Consider the following 16,672-nt stretch of genomic DNA (forward strand, 5'->3'; position numbering starts at 1 on the left):
TGCGATGACAACATTTCATTCGCTTACCGTGGCAAACGTTGAGCCGGAAACCCGTGATGCGGTGACCATCACTTTTGCTATTCCTGAGGCGCTGCGCAACGATTACGCCTTCCGCCCGGGCCAGCATCTGACGCTGAAAGCCCGCCTCGGCGGTGAAGAGCTGCGGCGCTGCTACTCCATCTGCCGTAGCCGCTCGCCGTCTGAAATCAGCGTGGCGGTGAAAGCCATCGACGGCGGCCGTTTTTCCCGCTATGCCCAGCGCGATATCCAGCAGGGTATGGCGCTGGAGGTGATGGTGCCGCAGGGCCATTTTGGCTATCAGCCACAGGCCGAACGCCAGGCCGAGTATCTGGCGATTGCCGCCGGGTCCGGCATTACGCCGATGATGGCGATTATCGAAGCCACGCTGACGACCGAAGCGGACAGCCGGTTTACGCTTATCTACGGTAACCGCAGCAGCCACAGCATGATGTTCCGCCAGGCGCTGGCTGACCTGAAAGATCGCTACCCGCAGCGTTTGCAGGTGGTGCATCTGTTCAGCCAGGAGTCGATGGACAGCGACCTGCTGCAAGGGCGCATTGACGGCGACAAGCTGCGTGCGCTGGGTAAAACCCTGCTCGATTTTAGCCGTTTTGACGACGCGTTTATCTGCGGCCCGTCGGCGATGATGGACGAAGCCGAAGTGGCGCTGCGCGAACTGGGCGTGCCGGAGAAATCCATTCATCTTGAGCGTTTCAACACGCCTGGCACCAGCGTTAAGCGGGCCACCGGCGTACAGGCAGAAGGCCGCACAGTGACCATTCGCCAGGACGGTCGCGACCGCCTGATTGCCCTCTCTGCCGAAGATGACAGCATTCTTGACGCCGCGCTGCGTCAGGGCGCAGACCTGCCGTTTGCCTGTAAAGGCGGCGTGTGCGCCACCTGTAAATGCAAAGTGGTGCAGGGCGAAGTGGCAATGGCCGCTAACTATAGTCTGGAAGCCGATGAAGTGGCGGCGGGCTATGTGCTGAGCTGCCAGGCGCTGCCCAAAAGCGCGGATGTGGTGGTCGACTTTGACGCACGGGGGACGGCATGAGCGAACTGCTGATTACCCGTCATGACCGCGTGCTGCAGCTGACGCTGAACCGCCCGCAGGCGCGTAATGCCCTGAACAATACGCTGCTATTGCTGCTTGCCGAAGCGCTGGAAAGCGCGGCGGCCGATCCGACGGTGAGCGTCTGCGTGATTAGCGGCAACCCGCGCTATTTCGCGGCCGGTGCCGATCTCAACGAAATGGCCGAAAAAGACCTGCCCGCCACCTTCGACGATATTCGTCCCCGTTTGTGGGCGCGCATCGACGCCTTCAACAAGCCGCTGATTGCGGTGGTGAACGGCTACGCGCTGGGCGCGGGCTGCGAGCTGGCGCTGCTGTGTGACCTGGTGATTGCCGGCGATAACGCCCGTTTTGGCCTGCCGGAAATTACCCTCGGTACCATGCCGGGCGCAGGCGGCACGCAACGTCTTATTCGCAGTGTTGGCAAAGCGCTGGCGAGTCGGATGGTGCTGAGCGGCGAAGGCATTGACGCCGAACGCGCACAGCAGGCTGGGCTGGTGAGCGACATTCATCCGGCGAACCTCTCCGATGAATACGCCTTGAAGCTGGCTGCAAACATCGCTCGCCACTCGCCGCTGGCGCTGCGGGCGGCGAAACAGTCGCTGCGTCTGGCGCATGAAGTGGGCTTACAGGCCGGTCTGGTGCAGGAACGTCAGTTATTTACGCTGCTCAGCGGTACCGAAGATCGTCGTGAAGGCGTGAGCGCCTTTTTAGAAAAACGTACCCCGGAATTTAAAGGACGCTAATCGTGGACGCATTCATTCTCAGCGAAGTGGAACAGGGTGTAATGACCCTCACCCTGAACCGCCCAGACCGACTCAACAGCTTTAATGACGTGATGCACCAGCAGCTCGCCAACTGCCTGAAACAGGCCGAGCGCGACGACACCATTCGCTGCCTGCTGATTACCGGTGCCGGGCGCGGTTTTTGCGCCGGACAGGATCTGAACGACCGTAACGTTGACCCAAGCGGCCCTGCGCCGGATCTGGGCATGTCGGTGGAGCGTTTTTATAACCCGCTGGTGCGTCGTTTAGCCGCGTTGCCAAAACCGGTTATCTGCGCCGTTAACGGCGTGGCCGCCGGGGCGGGTGCAACGTTAGCGCTGGGCTGCGATATCGTGCTGGCCGCGCGTTCGGCGAAGTTTGTGATGGCCTTCAGCAAGCTTGGCCTGGTGCCGGACTGCGGCGGTAGCTGGCTGCTGCCCCGTGTGACCACCCGCGCTCGCGCCGTCGGCCTGCTGATGCTGGGCGATAACCTCAGCGCCGAACAGGCTGCGCAGTGGGGGATGATCTGGCAGGTGGTGGACGACGCTGAACTGAAAGACACTGCGTTAGCCATGGCGCGTCATTTTGCTACGCAGCCGACCTATGGGCTGGGGTTAATTAAGAAAGCTTTGCAGCTTTCCGAAACCAATACGCTGGATCAGCAGCTTGAGCTTGAGCGCGACTACCAGCGCATGGCCGGTCGCAGCGACGACTATCGCGAAGGCGTCAGCGCCTTCCTCGCCAAACGTCAGCCACAGTTCAGCGGGAAATAAGCCATGAGCCAGACTCTTCACACCGTCGCCGTGATTGGCGGCGGCACCATGGGGGCCGGGATCGTCGAAGTGGCGGCCAGTGCCGGACACGCGGTGCGGCTGTATGACATTTCGCCTGAGGCGATTACCCGCGCTATCGACGGCATTGCCGAGCGCCTCAACGCCCGCGTCAGCCGGGGGAAAATCAGCGCTGAGCTGGCGCAGTCCCTGCTCGCGCGGATTACACCGGCGACGGAATTACACCAGCTTGCCGACGCGCAGCTGGTGATTGAAGCCGCTTCGGAACGCCTGGAGATTAAACAGGCGCTGTTCAGCCAACTGGCGGAGATTTGTTCACCGTCAACGCTGCTGACCAGTAATACCTCGTCGATTTCCATTACCGCCATTGCGGCGGGCATCAAACATCCCGAACGCGTGGCGGGGCTGCACTTCTTTAACCCGGCACCGGTCATGAAACTGGTGGAAGTGGTGAGCGGCCTTGCCACCTCCACGGAAGTGGTCGAGCAGCTTTGCCAGTGCGTCAGCGCCTGGGGCAAACAGCCGGTGCGCTGCCGCTCCACGCCGGGCTTTATTGTCAACCGCGTGGCGCGCCCGTATTACGCCGAAGCCTGGCGGGCGCTGGAGGAACAGGTCGCCGCGCCGGAAGTGATTGACGCGGCGCTGCGCGACGGCGGCGGTTTCCCGATGGGGCCGCTGGCGCTGACCGATCTGATTGGTCAGGACGTCAACTTTGCCGTCACCTGTTCGGTATTTAACGCCTTCTGGCAGGACCGCCGTTTTCTGCCGTCGCTGCTTCAGCAGGAGCTGGCGCTGGCCGGGCGTCTGGGCAAGAAGAGCGGCCACGGCGTCTATCGCTGGCCTGTTGAAGTATCGCCTGATCTGGCTGTTGCAGCGGTAGTGCCTGAAAATGCAGCAAAAAACATTCAGTGTGACGTTGTCACTGAACTGGATGATGTGCTGCTCCTTGAAACCACCGGTGAAACCGCGCAGGCCTTAAGCGTGCAGCATCAGCGTCCGGTGGTGGTTTATGACCATGCGGCGGGCAACACGATCGTACTGGCGAGCGCGCAAACCAACCCACAGTCGGCAACCGACAAAGCGGTGTACTACCTCCAGCAGCAGGGCAAAAAGGTTCTGCACATTGCTGATTATCCCGGCCTGCTGGTATGGCGTACGGTAGCGATGCTGGCGAACGAAGCGCTGGATGCGGTGCAAAAAGGCGTCGCCAGCGCGGATGATATCGATACCGCTATGCGTCTGGGGGTGAACTACCCACGCGGCCCGATTGCCTGGGGTGAATCGCTTGGCTGGGGGCGCGTGCTGCGCCTGCTGGAAAACCTACAACAGCACTACGGCGAAGAACGCTACCGCCCAAGTGCGCGACTGCGTCAGATGGCGCTGCTGGAGATGCGTCATGAGTAACCAGGCCTGGCGCAACGCCCGCGCCATGTACGAGAAAGATACCTGCGCCCGCGCGCTGGGCATCGAGATTATCGAAATGGATGAAGGCTATGCGCAGATGACGATGGCGGTGCTGCCATCGATGCTCAACGGCCACCAGACCTGTCACGGTGGGCAGCTGTTTTCGCTCGCGGACACCGCCTTTGCCTACGCCTGTAACAGCCAGGGGCTGGCGGCGGTGGCGTCGGCGGCGAGCATCGATTTCCTGCGCCCGGCCTTCACTGGCGATCTGCTGACCGCCACCGCGCGGGTGAAACAGCAGGGCAAGCTGACCGGCGTTTACGACATTGAGATTGTTAATCAACAGCAAAAAACCGTTGCCCTGTTTCGCGGAAAATCGCACCGCATCGGCGGCACAATCACAGGAGAAGCCTAATGCGTGACGCCTTTATTTGTGACGGAATTCGTACCCCGATTGGCCGCTACGGCGGCGCGCTGGCGGGGGTTCGCGCTGACGATCTGGCGGCGATCCCGCTGCGTGAATTGCTCCGTCGCAACCCGCGCCTGGATGCCAGCGCCATCGACGATGTGATTTTCGGCTGCGCCAACCAGGCCGGTGAAGACAACCGTAACGTGGCGCATATGGCAACGTTGCTGGCGGGTTATCCGCACAGCGTGGCGGGCACCACCATCAACCGTCTGTGCGGTTCCGGGCTGGACGCCATCGGCTTTGCCGCACGAGCCATTAAGGCGGGCGATGCGGATCTGTTGATTGCCGGCGGCGTCGAGTCGATGTCTCGCGCGCCGTTCGTCATGGGCAAGGCCACCGCGCCGTTCCAGCGTCAGGCGGAAATGTTCGATACCACCATCGGCTGGCGTTTTGTGAACCCGCTCATGCAGCAACAATTTGGTACTGACAGCATGCCGGAAACGGCGGAGAATGTAGCCGAATTGTTAAATATAAGCCGTGAAGATCAGGACGCCTTCGCCTACCGCAGCCAGCAGCGCACGTCAAAAGCGCAGCGTGACGGCATTCTGGCGCAGGAAATCGTACCGGTACAGATTATCGGTAAGAAGGGCGCGGTCAGCGCGGTGCGCGACGATGAGCACCCGCGTGCGGAAACCACAATGGAACAGCTTGCTCAGTTGAAAACCCCGTTCCGCAAGGGCGGCGTGGTGACGGCAGGCAACGCCTCGGGCGTGAACGACGGCGCGGCGGCGATGATTATCGCCAGTGAACAGCAGGTAAAAGAACAGGGACTGACGCCGCGGGCGTGCATCGTGGCGATGGCGACGGCGGGCGTTGAGCCGAAGTACATGGGGCTGGGGCCGGTTCCGGCGGTGCGTAAAGTGCTGGAGCGTGCCGGGCTGAATATTAACGATATGGACGTGATTGAGCTGAACGAAGCCTTTGCCGCCCAGGCGCTGGGCGTGATGCGGCAGCTGGGGCTGGCGGATGATGCGCCGCACGTGAATCCAAACGGTGGCGCCATCGCTTTAGGCCACCCGCTGGGGATGAGCGGCGTGCGTCTGGCGCTGGCGGCAACGCTGGAGCTGGAACGACGCAATGGACGTTATGCGCTGTGTACGATGTGTATTGGCGTGGGCCAGGGCATTGCCCTGATCCTCGAGCGTGTGTGAGCGAATTGACCTGCGAGTACCCTACAAAATGACAACGATAACAACATTAGATCCGATTGAAACCGCATCGCGTGACGAATTAGTCGCTCTGCAGACCGAGCGCCTGAAGTGGACGCTCAAACACGCCTATGAAAACGTGCCGATGTACCGCCGCAAATTTGATGCGGCGGGGGTTCACCCGGCTGATTTCCGTGAGCTGAGCGACCTGAGCAAATTCCCGTGCACCACCAAGCAGGACCTGCGCGATAACTATCCGTTCGATACCTTCGCGGTACCGATGGAACAGATTGTGCGTATTCATGCGTCATCCGGTACGACGGGTAAACCGACCGTCGTTGGCTACACGCAGAACGATATCGATACCTGGGCGAACATCGTCGCCCGTTCGCTGCGCGCCGCTGGCGGCTCGGCAAAGGATAAAATTCATGTGGCCTACGGCTACGGCCTGTTCACCGGCGGCCTGGGCGCGCACTACGGTGCCGAGCGTTTAGGGGCGACGGTGATCCCGATGTCCGGCGGCCAGACCGAGAAACAGGCGCAGCTGATCCGCGATTTCAAACCTGACATGATCATGGTGACGCCATCTTACTGCCTGAACCTGATTGAAGAGCTGGAACGCCAGATGGGCGGCGACGCGCGCGGCTGTTCGCTGCGTACCGGCGTCTTCGGCGCCGAGCCGTGGACCACCGGCATGAAGGCGGAAATTGAACGCCGTCTGGGCATTACCGCGCTGGATATCTATGGCCTGTCTGAGGTGATGGGGCCGGGCGTGGCGATGGAGTGTATTGAAACCGCCGACGGCCCAACCATCTGGGAAGACCATTTCTTCCCGGAAGTGGTCAACCCGGACGACGGTACGCCGCTGGCTGACGGCGAGCACGGCGAACTGCTGTTCACCACGCTCACCAAAGAAGCGCTGCCGGTAATTCGTTACCGCACCCGCGACCTGACGCGCCTGCTGCCGGGCACCGCCCGCACTATGCGCCGGATGGATCGCATCAGCGGGCGCAGCGACGACATGCTGATTATTCGCGGCGTGAACGTTTTCCCGTCGCAGGTGGAAGAAGAGATCCTCAAGATTGAACATCTGGCGCCGCACTACCAGCTGGAAGTCGATCGCCGTGGGCATCTTGATTCACTTTCGATTCGCGTTGAGCTGAAAGAGAGTAGCCTCGTACTGAGCCACGAGCAGCGCTGCCAGATTTGCCACCACCTGCGTCATCGCATTAAGTCGATGGTCGGCATTTCAACGGACGTGAGCATCGTTAACTGCGGCAGCATTCCACGCTCCGAAGGCAAGGCCTGCCGCGTATTTGACCTGCGTAAAGCCGCTGCCAACGGCTAACTCTCGTAGGCCTGATAAGCGTAGCGCCATCAGGCACAATAGCGCAACGCTGCCGGATGGCGGCGTTGCCTTATCCGGTCTACAAACGCCTGACGTTTCGCTGTTTTATTCCTGTGCTATGATTCAAAAAGGACAAAAATAACAACAGTATGAATCATATGGAAAAACTCGATAGCTTTATTCAACAGGCGGTGACCGCGATGCCCATCAGCGGCACCTCGCTGATTGCGTCGCTATACGGAGACTGCCTATCCCAGCGCGGCGGGGAAGTCTGGCTGGGCAGCGTCGCTGCGCTGCTGGAAGGGCTGGGATTCGGTGAACGCTTCGTGCGTACCGCGCTGTTTCGCCTCAACAAAGAAGAGTGGCTGGACGTGGTGCGTATCGGCCGCCGCAGCTTCTACCGCCTCAGCGACAAAGGATTGCGCTTAACCCGCCGTGCCGAGAGCAAAATTTACCGCGCCAGCGCGCCGGAATGGGACGGCACCTGGCTGCTCCTGCTTTCCGAAGGGCTGGAAAAACAGACCCTCGCCGAAGTGAAAAAACAGCTTATCTGGCAGGGGTTTGGCGTCCTTGCGCCCAGCCTGCTGGCCTCACCGTCGCAAAAACTCGCCGACGTGCAGTCGTTGCTGCATGAAGCCGGCGTGGCGGAAAACGTGATCTTCTTTGAGGCGCACTCACCGCTGGCGCTTTCCCGCGCTGCGCTGCGTGAGCGCGTGGAAGAGTGCTGGCATCTGACTGAACAGAACGCCATGTATGAGGCTTTTATCACGCTGTTTCGCCCGCTGCTGGCGCTACTGCGCGACGCCGAACCGGCGGAGCTGACACTGGAACGCTGCTTCCAGATCCGCCTGCTGCTGATTCACTTCTATCGTCGGGTGGTGCTGAAAGATCCGCTGCTGCCGGAAGAGCTGCTGCCTGCGCACTGGCTGGGGCAGACGGCGCGTCAGCTGTGCATCAACATTTATCAACGCGTTGCCCCAGGCGCGCAGGCTTTTGTCAGTGAAAAAGGCGAAAGTTCGGTGGGCGAACTGCCCGCGCCGGGGCCGCTCTATTACCAGCGTTTTGGGGGATTACCCGAAGCGTAACAGGAGAAGCCATGCCGATTTACCAGATTGACGGGATGACCCCGGTTGTTCCAGTGGAAAGCTACGTTCATCCGACCGCCGTACTGATTGGCGATGTGATCCTTGGCAAAGGGGTTTACGTGGGGCCGAACGCCAGCCTGCGCGGCGATTTTGGGCGTATCGTCGTCAAAGATGGCGCGAACATTCAGGATAACTGCGTCATGCACGGTTTCCCCGGGCAGGACACGGTGGTGGAAGAAGACGGGCACATCGGCCACGGCGCCATTCTGCACGGCTGCGTGATTGGCCGTAACGCGCTGGTTGGCATGAGTGCGGTGATTATTGACGGCGCGACCATCGGTGAAAACAGTATCGTTGGCGCGTGTGCTTTCGTGAAGGCGCGGGCGGAAATGCCAGCTAACCACCTGATTATCGGCAGCCCGGCGAAGGCGATTCGCGCCTTAACCGAGCAGGAGCGCGAGTGGAAAAAGCAGGGCACCCGCGAGTATCAGGTGCTGGTCGACCGCTGTCAGAAGACGCTGGTTGCCGTCGAACCGTTAACCGAAGAAGAGCCGGACCGTAAGCGTCTGGCGTTTGACGAAAACCTGCAGCCTAAATCTGCTATTTAGCGCAAGAGGAATGTAGGCCTGATAAGGCTTCGCCTTATCAGGCCTACAAAATCGTCGCTACGGGTAGCGTAGCGCATCGACCAGCAGTGCAAAGGCGGCGGTGTGCTGACGGCGGCTGGGGTAGTAGAGATAGTAGCCGGCAAACGGCGCACACCAGTCTTCAAGCACCGACTGCAAACGTCCGGCGGCCACGGCATCGGCGATGGTGTCTTCCGGCACATAGGCTAACCCCAGGCCCGCTTCAGCGGCTTCCAGACGCTGCGGCAGACAGTTAAGAATCAGCTGGCCCTCAACCCGGACGCGCAGCGGTTCGCCATCCTTTTCGAATTCCCATGCGTACAACCCGCCGCGGGTAGGCAGGCGCATATTAATACAGCGGTGATGCTGTAAATCATGCGGCGTTTGCGGCACTCCGCAGCGTGCCAGATAGTCCGGTGAGCCAACGACGGCCATGCGCATATCCGGGCCGATTCGCACGGCTATCATATCGCGCGCCACCTGTTCACCCAGCCGGATACCGGCGTCGTAGCGCGCATCAACAATATCGGTCAGACCGTTGTCGACGGTCACTTCAATATTGATTTCCGGGTATTGCTGCATAAATGGCTTGATTTGCGGCCAGATCAGCGTATTCATCGAATGTTCGCCCACCGTCAGGCGAATATTTCCCGCCGGACGATCGCGGGTGTCACGCAGCGCGGAAATCTCCTGCTCAATTTCCAGCAGATGTGGGCTAAGACGCTGATACAGTTTTTCGCCCGCCTCGGTTGGTGCCACGTTGCGGGTGGTGCGGGTCAGCAGACGTACGTCGAGACGGCTTTCCAGATTGCGCATCGCGTGGCTCAGCGCCGACTGCGACACGCCAAGCTGCGCCGCCGCACGGGTAAAGCTGCGCTCGCGCGCCACGACCATAAACGAAATGAGGTCGTTGATGTTGTCTTTAAGCATGGGATGTGGCCATTAATGAATCTGGTTCATAGCTCCAGAGGGATTTTTTTAGTTTAATGTTCGTCGCGCGATATGCAACCCGGGAACGTGAGTGAGAGGCCAATGAAAATCAATGTGGTAGGCACCAGCGGCGTGGGGAAATCGACGCTGGCAAAGCGTCTGGCGACGCTGTTTTCCGTGCCCTATATCGAAATGGATACGCTTTACTGGCGACCAGACTGGCAGGGCGTAACCGATGAGGAACTCTTTGCCGCGCTGACGCAGGCAACCGCTGCACCGGCCTGGGTGCTGGACGGTAATTACAATCGCAGTCGCCCGGTAAAATGGCGCGACGTGGATCTGGTGGTGTGGGTCGATTACAGCTTCTGGCGCACCTTCTGCCAGGCTGTCGGGCGTGCCGCAAGCCGGGCGTGGCGACAACAGGAATTGTGGCCGGGCACCGGTAACCGGGAGAGCTTCCGGCGTTCCTTCTTCAGCCGTGACTCCATCATCCTCTGGACGCTGAAAACCTGGCGGCCAAACCGCGCGCGCTATCTGCGGGATATGGCCGACCCCGCGTGGCAGCATATCCGCTTTGTGCGGCTGCGTAATCAGCGTGAAACCGAAGCGTTTATCAGGCAATTGATGGCCGAAAAAGCGCGGCAATCTGTCGCTTAAGCGCACGAAAAGGCAGTGGTTTACGCCAGGCTATGGTAGCTTTATGGCTCTAACCATAAGGAGCCCTGCAGATGCCACACGTTGATATCAAATGTTTTCCCCGCGACCTGAACGACGAGCAAAAAACCGCGCTGGCAGCGGACATCACCGAAGTATTAATTCGCCATCTGAATAGCAAAGAGGGCGCCGTTAGCGTTGCCCTGAATCAGGTGCAGCAGAGCGACTGGCAGCAGGTGTGGGATACCGAGATTGCCCCACATATGGATGAGCTGATTAAAAAACCCGGCTACAGCATGTAAGACTCCGCAGCCTGGCCAAGCGAAGCGCCGCCGGGAATGGCACCGAACCCTCCCCGGCGGCGCTTGCTGAGTTACTCTGACGGTGTATTGGCGCGGACTTGTTTTCCGCTTGCTACGAACGTTCCTGCGCCAAGATGATGCAGCGTATTGCGCTTATCGTCGTCGAAATGCCAGCGTCCGGCGACAAACGCCTGTTCATCCGCCGCGGCGGAAACCACTTCGCCAAACAGCGTATCGTACTGCCCGGCGGCGGCCGTGGCGGGCAGCAGTCGGCACTCCATCCACGCCAGACATTTCTCTTCAATTACCGGCAGCCCCAGCACCGGGCCTTTTACCACCGGAATACCGTAGGCGTTGAATTTATCCTCTTCGCGTCCGCTGACGCTGCCAACGGCATACGTCCAACTGGCGGCGGCGACGCCTGGCACCACGATGCCGAACGTGCCGTTGCGCTCAATAATTTCCCGCGACCAGGCACTCTTATCGACCACGATAGCGATGCGCGGCGGCTCGAACTCCACCGGCATTGACCAGGCCGCGGCCATCACGTTGCGTCGTTTGGACTCGACGTCAAAGCTGGTAATGAGGATGGTCGGGCCGTGATTGAGCAGGCGGCTGGCGTGGTGAAGTTCAACGGGGCGAAAACGACTCATAAGGATTTCCTGAATAATGGGATGCGGTTAACCACACACTAAATCGCAATAAAAGCGTAATCAATACGTCATATCACCTGCCTATAGTCGCCAGCACTAAGTCCCAAAGAGGATAACAATATGTTGGCTCCCCTGATCTTCATGCAGGTGAGCGCGGCCCGTCGGATTTCGACCACGGGTGAAGCATCGCTTTCCCATCGGGGAGGGCGAAAATGCGCGCGCTAACTGGCATTCGGCTCGATGGCGTTTCTTTCGCTTTCGGTGCCACCACCGTTCTTAATCACATCAACCTGCAGATCGATGCGGGCAGCATCGTGGCATTGCTTGGGCCTTCCGGCTGCGGCAAAAGCACGTTACTGCGCCTGCTGGCAGGGCTCACCGTTCCCGCTGAAGGTGAAATTCATTTTGGCGACCGTCTGATTGCCAGACCCGGCTGGGGGCTGCCGCCCGAACAGCGCGATATTGGCATGGTTTTCCAGGACTATGCGCTGTGGCCGCATATGACTGCCGCTGAAAACGTCGCTTTTTCACTGCGAATGCGCGGCGTGGCCCGCGATGAGCGGACGCGCCGTGTTAATGACGCGCTGGCGATGGTCGGGCTTTCCGGTTTTGGCGAACGTAAGCCTTCCGGGCTCTCCGGCGGGCAGCAGCAGCGCGTGGCGCTGGCAAGGGCGATCGTCGCCGAACCACGGGTACTGCTGTTTGATGAACCGCTTTCCAACCTCGATAGCGAACTGCGTGAATCGTTATGTCTGGAGATGAGCCGACTGCTGCGCCAGCTCGGCATCACCGCCGTGTACGTCACCCACGACCGCCGCGAGGCCGAACTGCTGGCCGACCGAATTGTGCACCTTTCTGCGGGCAGCATTGCTGCTGTTCGCACTGTTGCTTCTACCTCAGGGGAATTGGTATGAAATCCGTTAAAAAAGGCGTTGCGCTCGCGATGATGTTATCTGCTTCGATGATTTCCAGCGCCCATGCGCTGACCGTATACACCGCAGGCCCAGGCTCGCTGGCAAAAAATCTGGCCAGCGGCTATGAAAAGAAAACCGGTGTGAAGGTGAATATTTTCCAGGCCACCACCGGCAAGGTGATGGCCCGTCTGGAAGCCGAGCAGGCTAACCCGCAGGCGGATGTGCTGATTTCCGCCTCGTGGGACACCGCTGAAGACTTGCACGGCCGCGGCTGGTTGCTGCCATATCAGAGCGGGAATGCCGATAAGGTTCCGGCGGCGTTGAAATCTACCGACTATGTGGCGCAGGGTATTTCGGCGCTGGGGATTGTCTGGAACACCAAAAGCGGTACTCCGGAGCCGAAAGAGTGGCGCGATCTGACCGAAGCGGCGTTTAAAGACAACGTCACCACGCCGGACCCGGCGCTCTCCGGTGCCTCGCTCGATTTGCTGATCGGGTTACAAAACGGTATGGGCGAGAAAGCCTGGGCGCTGTTTGATGAACTGAAAAAGAACGGCATGGTGGTGAGCGGGCCGAACGCGCAGGCGGTGACGCCGGTGATGCAGGGGGCGAAAGCGGCGGTATTTGGCGCGGTGGACTATGTCTCCTACGGTAATATCGCCCAGGGCGAATCGCTGAAGGTGATTTTCCCGGCAAGCGGTACGGTGATTGCGCCGCGCCCGATGATGATCCTCAAATCCACACAACATGCGGATGAGGCGAAAGCCTTTGTCGACTACGTGCTGTCGCCGGAAGGTCAGGCAATGGTGGCCGAAGCGTGGCTGATGCCGGCTCGCAGCGATGTGTCGGCGAAACGCCCGTTGCTGAACGACCTGAAAGTACTGCCAGCCGCCAGCGATGGTAGCAGCGAGCGCAGCGCCGTTCTGGCTCGGTTTAATACGTTGTTCGGGCAGTAAATTTCCATCGCCCGGCCGAGCGAAGCGACGCCGGGATTTAGCATTGTCTACAGCCCCGGCGGCGCTTCGCTTGGCCGGGCTACAATCTGGAACCTCGGGTGAAACAAAAATCCCTCTCTCTCGTCACCCTCATCGCTTTGGTGGTGCTGGTGGCATTGCCGCTCTTTTTTATCCTGTTACAGGCTATTTTCCCGCAGTTCAGCGCCGGTTCGCTGCATCAGCCGTTTAGTGGGATTACGGCTTTACTGAGCGATCCGCAAGTGATGCCGATGCTCGGCGGAACCTTATGGATTGCCTGCGGCGTGGCATTGATGAGCGTGATTGTCGGCCTGCCGCTCGGCGTGCTGCGCGGGCTGTTTAACCTGCCGCTGCCGAAACTGTGGGATCTGCTGTTCTTAATTCCGTTCCTCACGCCACCGTATATCGCTGCGCTGTCATGGATGCTGGTGCTCCAGCATAACGGTTACCTGCAGCAGTTGACCGGTTGGGATCTGAACGATCTGCTGTTTAGCCGCACCGGGATCGTGCTGGTGATGACCCTGAATATCTTCCCGGTGGTCTATTTTGCCGTCTCCCGCAGCCTGCTGGCGAGCGGGCAGCGGCTGGCAATTGTTGCACGGGTTCACGGGGCGAGCGCCTGGCGGGCATTCTGGCACGTCACGCTGCCGATGCTTTCCCCGGCGCTGGCGGCGGGGATGCTGCTGGCCTTTACTCTGGCGATTGAAGAGTACGGTGTGCCCGCGGCGCTTGGCTCGCGGGCGGGCGTGGTGATGCTCACCGTGGGCATTGAGAAAAAGCTCGCGGACTGGCCTATCGATCTCACCGGTGCGTCGCTGCTGTCGGTGCTGCTGATTACCGTGGCGCTGCTCGCCTGGTGGTTACAAAAACGGCTGACGGGAACGACGGAGGTCACCAGCGTCACCGGAAAACCCGGGGAGAACAGCGGGGCGTCGCTTGGTGTGATGACGCTACCTGCGCTGCTGGTGATGGGCGGCGTTGGTGGCCTGGCGGTACTGCTTCCCGGCGCGTCGATGGTCGCAACCAGCCTGATGGGGACGCTTTCCGGCGGATTGAACATGGGCAACTTTACGTTGAAGCACTTTAGCGCACTGTTCGCGCAGCAGGGCGATGCGCTGTCGGCGCTGGGCACTAGTTTATCGCTGGCGCTGGCGTCGGCGCTGATTGTCGGCCTGCTCGGGCTGGTGGCGGCCTGGCTGGTGCTGGTACAAAAAATCAAAGGCAGCGCACTGATTGATGCGCTGTCGCTGATGCCAGCGGCGTTGCCGGGAGTGGTGGTGGGCGTTGGGCTGATTCTACTGTGGAATCAGCCGTTCTGGCCGGTCTCACCTTACAATACGTGGTTTATGCTGCTGCTCTCTTATTGCTGTCTGTTACTGCCGTGGCCTGTACGCTATGTCGGCAGCGCGCTGCGTCAGTTGGGGAATAATCTGGAGCCCGCGGCGCGGGTGCACGGTGCATCGCCGTGGCTGGCGCTACGGTTGATTGTCCTGCCGCTGGTGTTTCCGGCGCTGCTGGCGGCGATGCTGATGGTGTTTGCCGTTGCTTCCCGTGAACTGGTGACCTCGCTGCTGCTGGCACCGGCGGGGACGCAGACCGTAGCGGTGTTTATCTGGCGGCAGTTCGAGCAGGGTTCGGTCGGCCAGGGGATGGCGATGGCGAGCCTGACGCTGTTCGTCGGGTTGGGGTTAATGCTGACCGCGCTGGGGTTAATGCAGCGAAGTACACGGTAGGTTAACCGATCGCACAAATCGGTCAGTGGAGCGGGCAAAATAGGTTATAAAGAACGGACACCAACGCTGGAGGCATTGATGACCCCTTTCTTAAGCGCCTATTTTGCTCGTCTCGGTTGGACGGGAACCCCTGACGTATCCATTGAGACGCTGCGCAGTCTGCATATCCACCATAACAGCGCCATTCCCTTCGAGAACCTTGACGTGCTGCTGCCGCGCGAGATGCACCTCGACGATCAATCGCTGGAAGATAAGCTGGTTCACGCACGCCGTGGCGGCTACTGTTTTGAACAAAACGGTCTGTTCGAGCGCGTGCTGCGCGAACTGGGTTTCCACGTGCGCAGCCTGCTGGGCCGCGTGGTGCTATCGCATCCGCCGCAGATGCCGCCGAGAACCCACCGCCTGCTGCTGGTGGACGTTGACGGCGAGCGCTGGATTGCTGACGTCGGCTTTGGCGGACAGACGCTGACCGCGCCAATCAAGCTGCTGGCGGATATCACCCAGACAACGCCGCACGGCGACTATCGTCTGCTGTATGAAAATCAGGAATGGATTTTACAGTTCAGCCACCACGAGCACTGGCAGTCGATGTATCACTTCGATTTAGGTCGTCAGTACGCGTCAGATTACGTGATGGGCAACTTCTGGTCGGCGCACTGGCCGCAGTCGCATTTCCGTCACCATTTGCTGATGTGTCGTCACCTGCCGGACGGTGGCAAAATGACGCTAACCAACTTCCACTTTACCCACTGGGATAACAATCACGTGGTTGAGAAGATGGATTTCCCGGACGTGCCCGCGCTGTACGAAGCGTTGCAAACTCGCTTCGGGCTTGGCGTGACCGATCCGAAATACGGCTTTAGCGTCAGCGAACTGGCGGCCATTATGGCGGCATTCGATACCCATCCCGAAGCCGGGAAATAATATACGTTTACGTCATAACGTAACCTTCAGGGATGAGATGATGGCCTTAACGCTTCGCGTATTGCTTGAAAACCAGCTGGCTCGCGGTGCCGATAGCGGACTCCGAGCCAAAGCGGGATTAAGTCTGCTGCTTGAGGATGAAACCACCTCGATTCTTTTTGACACCGGCCCCGATGACAGCTTCCAGTACAATGCCGAACGCATGGGGATTTCGCTGGATAACCTCACGGCGACGGTGCTTTCACACGGTCATTACGACCATTGCGGCGGCGTGCCCTGGCTGCCGGATAACAGCCGCATTATTTGCCACCCGACCATTGGCAACGAGCGCTATGCCGCGCTGAACGTGGCGGGGCGCAGCCATAAAATCAAAAAGCTGTCGCTGGAGATTGATTACGCTCGCCATCGTATGGAGTACACCCGCGCGCCGCTGCACATTAGCGACCGTTTTATCTGGTCAGGCGAAATAGCCGTTGATAGCCCCAAAGCCTACGGCGTGACCGGCGATCAAACGGATTACGTGATAGATGAGGGGGTGTTGATTTATCTGTCCGAACGCGGGCTGGTCATTATTACCGGCTGTGGGCACCGCGGGATTATCAACATTGTGCGGCACTGCCAGCAGATAACCGGCATCGACAAGGTCCACGCGATTATCGGCGGTTTTCATCTGCGCAGTGCTTCTCCGCGCACGCTCTGGCAGGTCAGGCAATTTTTACAGCAGCTTAAGCCCGATAAAGTCATGGGCTGCCACTGCACCGGCGCGTGGGGAAAACTGTGGCTGCCGGAGGTTATCTCCCCGGCAACCGGCGACACCTTCACCCTGTAGCCCGGCCAAGCGAAGCGCCGGCGGGAATGAG

Annotated in this window: 18 protein-coding genes; 16 read left to right on the forward strand and 2 right to left on the reverse strand. The window is 59.9% G+C overall.

What is annotated here, in order from left to right:
- The first annotated feature begins 4 nt into the window (after positions 1-4).
- From paaE to paaY, 9 genes are all read left to right on the forward strand, one after another.
- The gene (gene paaE / locus V6942_RS09745; protein WP_333501177.1) at positions 5-1,075 is read left to right on the forward strand and encodes a 1,2-phenylacetyl-CoA epoxidase subunit PaaE; all 1,071 of its coding nucleotides are present in this window, start codon (positions 5-7) and stop codon (positions 1,073-1,075) included.
- The gene (gene paaF, locus V6942_RS09750; RefSeq protein WP_137347954.1) at positions 1,072-1,839 is read left to right on the forward strand and encodes a 2,3-dehydroadipyl-CoA hydratase PaaF; all 768 of its coding nucleotides are present in this window, start codon (positions 1,072-1,074) and stop codon (positions 1,837-1,839) included. Before paaE ends, paaF begins: the two co-directional genes overlap by 4 nt.
- 2 nt (positions 1,840-1,841) lie before the next feature.
- A complete protein-coding gene (gene paaG / locus V6942_RS09755) occupies positions 1,842-2,630 on the forward strand; it encodes a 2-(1,2-epoxy-1,2-dihydrophenyl)acetyl-CoA isomerase PaaG (protein WP_333501178.1) in 789 nt (262 codons plus the stop codon).
- A 3-nt stretch (positions 2,631-2,633) separates the two neighbouring features.
- Positions 2,634-4,052, forward strand: a complete 1,419-nt coding sequence (locus tag V6942_RS09760) for a 3-hydroxyacyl-CoA dehydrogenase (protein ID WP_333501179.1) — start codon at positions 2,634-2,636, stop codon at positions 4,050-4,052.
- The gene (paaI, locus tag V6942_RS09765) at positions 4,045-4,467 is read left to right on the forward strand and encodes a hydroxyphenylacetyl-CoA thioesterase PaaI (protein WP_071696746.1); all 423 of its coding nucleotides are present in this window, start codon (positions 4,045-4,047) and stop codon (positions 4,465-4,467) included. The genes V6942_RS09760 and paaI overlap by 8 nt, the downstream gene beginning before the upstream one ends.
- Positions 4,467-5,672 (forward strand): 3-oxoadipyl-CoA thiolase, encoded by a 1,206-nt coding sequence (gene pcaF, locus V6942_RS09770; protein ID WP_333501180.1) that lies wholly within the window; start codon positions 4,467-4,469, stop codon positions 5,670-5,672. The genes paaI and pcaF overlap by 1 nt, the downstream gene beginning before the upstream one ends.
- Positions 5,673-5,700: 28 nt before the next feature.
- A complete protein-coding gene (paaK, locus tag V6942_RS09775; protein ID WP_182967785.1) occupies positions 5,701-7,017 on the forward strand; it encodes a phenylacetate--CoA ligase PaaK in 1,317 nt (438 codons plus the stop codon).
- A gap of 158 nt (positions 7,018-7,175) precedes the next feature.
- Complete coding sequence (gene paaX, locus V6942_RS09780; RefSeq protein ID WP_333501181.1) at positions 7,176-8,102, forward strand: phenylacetic acid degradation operon negative regulatory protein PaaX; 927 nt, start codon at positions 7,176-7,178, stop codon at positions 8,100-8,102.
- Between the two features lie 11 nt (positions 8,103-8,113).
- Positions 8,114-8,710 carry a phenylacetic acid degradation protein PaaY gene (gene paaY / locus V6942_RS09785; RefSeq protein ID WP_333501182.1) on the forward strand — a complete coding sequence of 199 codons (597 nt, stop codon included), beginning with the start codon at positions 8,114-8,116 and terminating at the stop codon, positions 8,708-8,710.
- A 57-nt stretch (positions 8,711-8,767) separates the two neighbouring features.
- On the opposite strand, the gene V6942_RS09790 is transcribed toward paaY, so the two are convergent.
- Positions 8,768-9,658, reverse strand: a complete 891-nt coding sequence (locus V6942_RS09790) for a LysR family transcriptional regulator (RefSeq protein WP_333501183.1) — start codon at positions 9,656-9,658, stop codon at positions 8,768-8,770.
- Positions 9,659-9,760: 102 nt separating this feature from the next.
- On the opposite strand from V6942_RS09790, the gene V6942_RS09795 reads away from it, so the two are divergent.
- Both V6942_RS09795 and pptA read left to right on the forward strand, forming a co-directional pair.
- Positions 9,761-10,315: an AAA family ATPase gene (locus V6942_RS09795; RefSeq protein ID WP_333501184.1), complete on the forward strand. Its 555-nt coding sequence runs from the start codon at positions 9,761-9,763 to the stop codon at positions 10,313-10,315.
- Positions 10,316-10,386: 71 nt separating this feature from the next.
- Positions 10,387-10,614 (forward strand): tautomerase PptA, encoded by a 228-nt coding sequence (gene pptA / locus V6942_RS09800; protein ID WP_035897392.1) that lies wholly within the window; start codon positions 10,387-10,389, stop codon positions 10,612-10,614.
- A gap of 71 nt (positions 10,615-10,685) precedes the next feature.
- Here pptA and V6942_RS09805 read toward each other — a convergent pair whose 3' ends face one another.
- The gene (locus tag V6942_RS09805; RefSeq protein ID WP_106926971.1) at positions 10,686-11,267 is read right to left on the reverse strand and encodes a flavin reductase family protein; all 582 of its coding nucleotides are present in this window, start codon (positions 11,265-11,267) and stop codon (positions 10,686-10,688) included.
- 212 nt (positions 11,268-11,479) lie between these two features.
- On the opposite strand from V6942_RS09805, the gene V6942_RS09810 reads away from it, so the two are divergent.
- From V6942_RS09810 to V6942_RS09830, 5 genes are all read left to right on the forward strand, one after another.
- Positions 11,480-12,181 carry an ABC transporter ATP-binding protein gene (locus tag V6942_RS09810; protein ID WP_106926973.1) on the forward strand — a complete coding sequence of 234 codons (702 nt, stop codon included), beginning with the start codon at positions 11,480-11,482 and terminating at the stop codon, positions 12,179-12,181.
- Positions 12,178-13,137: an ABC transporter substrate-binding protein gene (locus tag V6942_RS09815; RefSeq protein WP_182930561.1), complete on the forward strand. Its 960-nt coding sequence runs from the start codon at positions 12,178-12,180 to the stop codon at positions 13,135-13,137. The genes V6942_RS09810 and V6942_RS09815 overlap by 4 nt, the downstream gene beginning before the upstream one ends.
- Positions 13,138-13,235: 98 nt before the next feature.
- Positions 13,236-14,888: an iron ABC transporter permease gene (locus tag V6942_RS09820; RefSeq protein WP_333501185.1), complete on the forward strand. Its 1,653-nt coding sequence runs from the start codon at positions 13,236-13,238 to the stop codon at positions 14,886-14,888.
- Positions 14,889-14,966: 78 nt separating this feature from the next.
- Positions 14,967-15,812 (forward strand): N-hydroxyarylamine O-acetyltransferase, encoded by an 846-nt coding sequence (gene nhoA / locus V6942_RS09825; protein ID WP_333501186.1) that lies wholly within the window; start codon positions 14,967-14,969, stop codon positions 15,810-15,812.
- Positions 15,813-15,852: 40 nt separating this feature from the next.
- Complete coding sequence (locus V6942_RS09830) at positions 15,853-16,641, forward strand: MBL fold metallo-hydrolase (protein ID WP_333501196.1); 789 nt, start codon at positions 15,853-15,855, stop codon at positions 16,639-16,641.
- Positions 16,642-16,672 lie beyond the last annotated feature (31 nt).

The sequence above is a fragment of the Kluyvera genomosp. 2 genome (assembly GCF_036759865.1).
Taxonomy (GTDB): domain Bacteria; phylum Pseudomonadota; class Gammaproteobacteria; order Enterobacterales; family Enterobacteriaceae; genus Kluyvera; species Kluyvera ascorbata_B.

What these genes read in the sequence shown, in the direction of transcription:
- paaE (WP_333501177.1), top strand. Translation starts at nt 5, where the DNA reads ATGACAACATTTCATTCGCTTACCGTGGCAAACGTTGAGCCGGAAACC.
- paaF (WP_137347954.1), top strand. Translation starts at nt 1,072, where the DNA reads ATGAGCGAACTGCTGATTACCCGTCATGACCGCGTGCTGCAGCTGACG.
- V6942_RS09760 (WP_333501179.1), top strand. Translation starts at nt 2,634, where the DNA reads ATGAGCCAGACTCTTCACACCGTCGCCGTGATTGGCGGCGGCACCATG.
- paaI (WP_071696746.1), top strand. Translation starts at nt 4,045, where the DNA reads ATGAGTAACCAGGCCTGGCGCAACGCCCGCGCCATGTACGAGAAAGAT.
- pcaF (WP_333501180.1), top strand. Translation starts at nt 4,467, where the DNA reads ATGCGTGACGCCTTTATTTGTGACGGAATTCGTACCCCGATTGGCCGC.
- paaK (WP_182967785.1), top strand. Translation starts at nt 5,701, where the DNA reads ATGACAACGATAACAACATTAGATCCGATTGAAACCGCATCGCGTGAC.
- paaX (WP_333501181.1), top strand. Translation starts at nt 7,176, where the DNA reads ATGGAAAAACTCGATAGCTTTATTCAACAGGCGGTGACCGCGATGCCC.
- paaY (WP_333501182.1), top strand. Translation starts at nt 8,114, where the DNA reads ATGCCGATTTACCAGATTGACGGGATGACCCCGGTTGTTCCAGTGGAA.
- V6942_RS09790 (WP_333501183.1), bottom strand. Translation starts at nt 9,658, where the DNA reads ATGCTTAAAGACAACATCAACGACCTCATTTCGTTTATGGTCGTGGCG.
- V6942_RS09795 (WP_333501184.1), top strand. Translation starts at nt 9,761, where the DNA reads ATGAAAATCAATGTGGTAGGCACCAGCGGCGTGGGGAAATCGACGCTG.
- pptA (WP_035897392.1), top strand. Translation starts at nt 10,387, where the DNA reads ATGCCACACGTTGATATCAAATGTTTTCCCCGCGACCTGAACGACGAG.
- V6942_RS09805 (WP_106926971.1), bottom strand. Translation starts at nt 11,267, where the DNA reads ATGAGTCGTTTTCGCCCCGTTGAACTTCACCACGCCAGCCGCCTGCTC.
- V6942_RS09810 (WP_106926973.1), top strand. Translation starts at nt 11,480, where the DNA reads ATGCGCGCGCTAACTGGCATTCGGCTCGATGGCGTTTCTTTCGCTTTC.
- V6942_RS09815 (WP_182930561.1), top strand. Translation starts at nt 12,178, where the DNA reads ATGAAATCCGTTAAAAAAGGCGTTGCGCTCGCGATGATGTTATCTGCT.
- nhoA (WP_333501186.1), top strand. Translation starts at nt 14,967, where the DNA reads ATGACCCCTTTCTTAAGCGCCTATTTTGCTCGTCTCGGTTGGACGGGA.
- V6942_RS09830 (WP_333501196.1), top strand. Translation starts at nt 15,853, where the DNA reads ATGGCCTTAACGCTTCGCGTATTGCTTGAAAACCAGCTGGCTCGCGGT.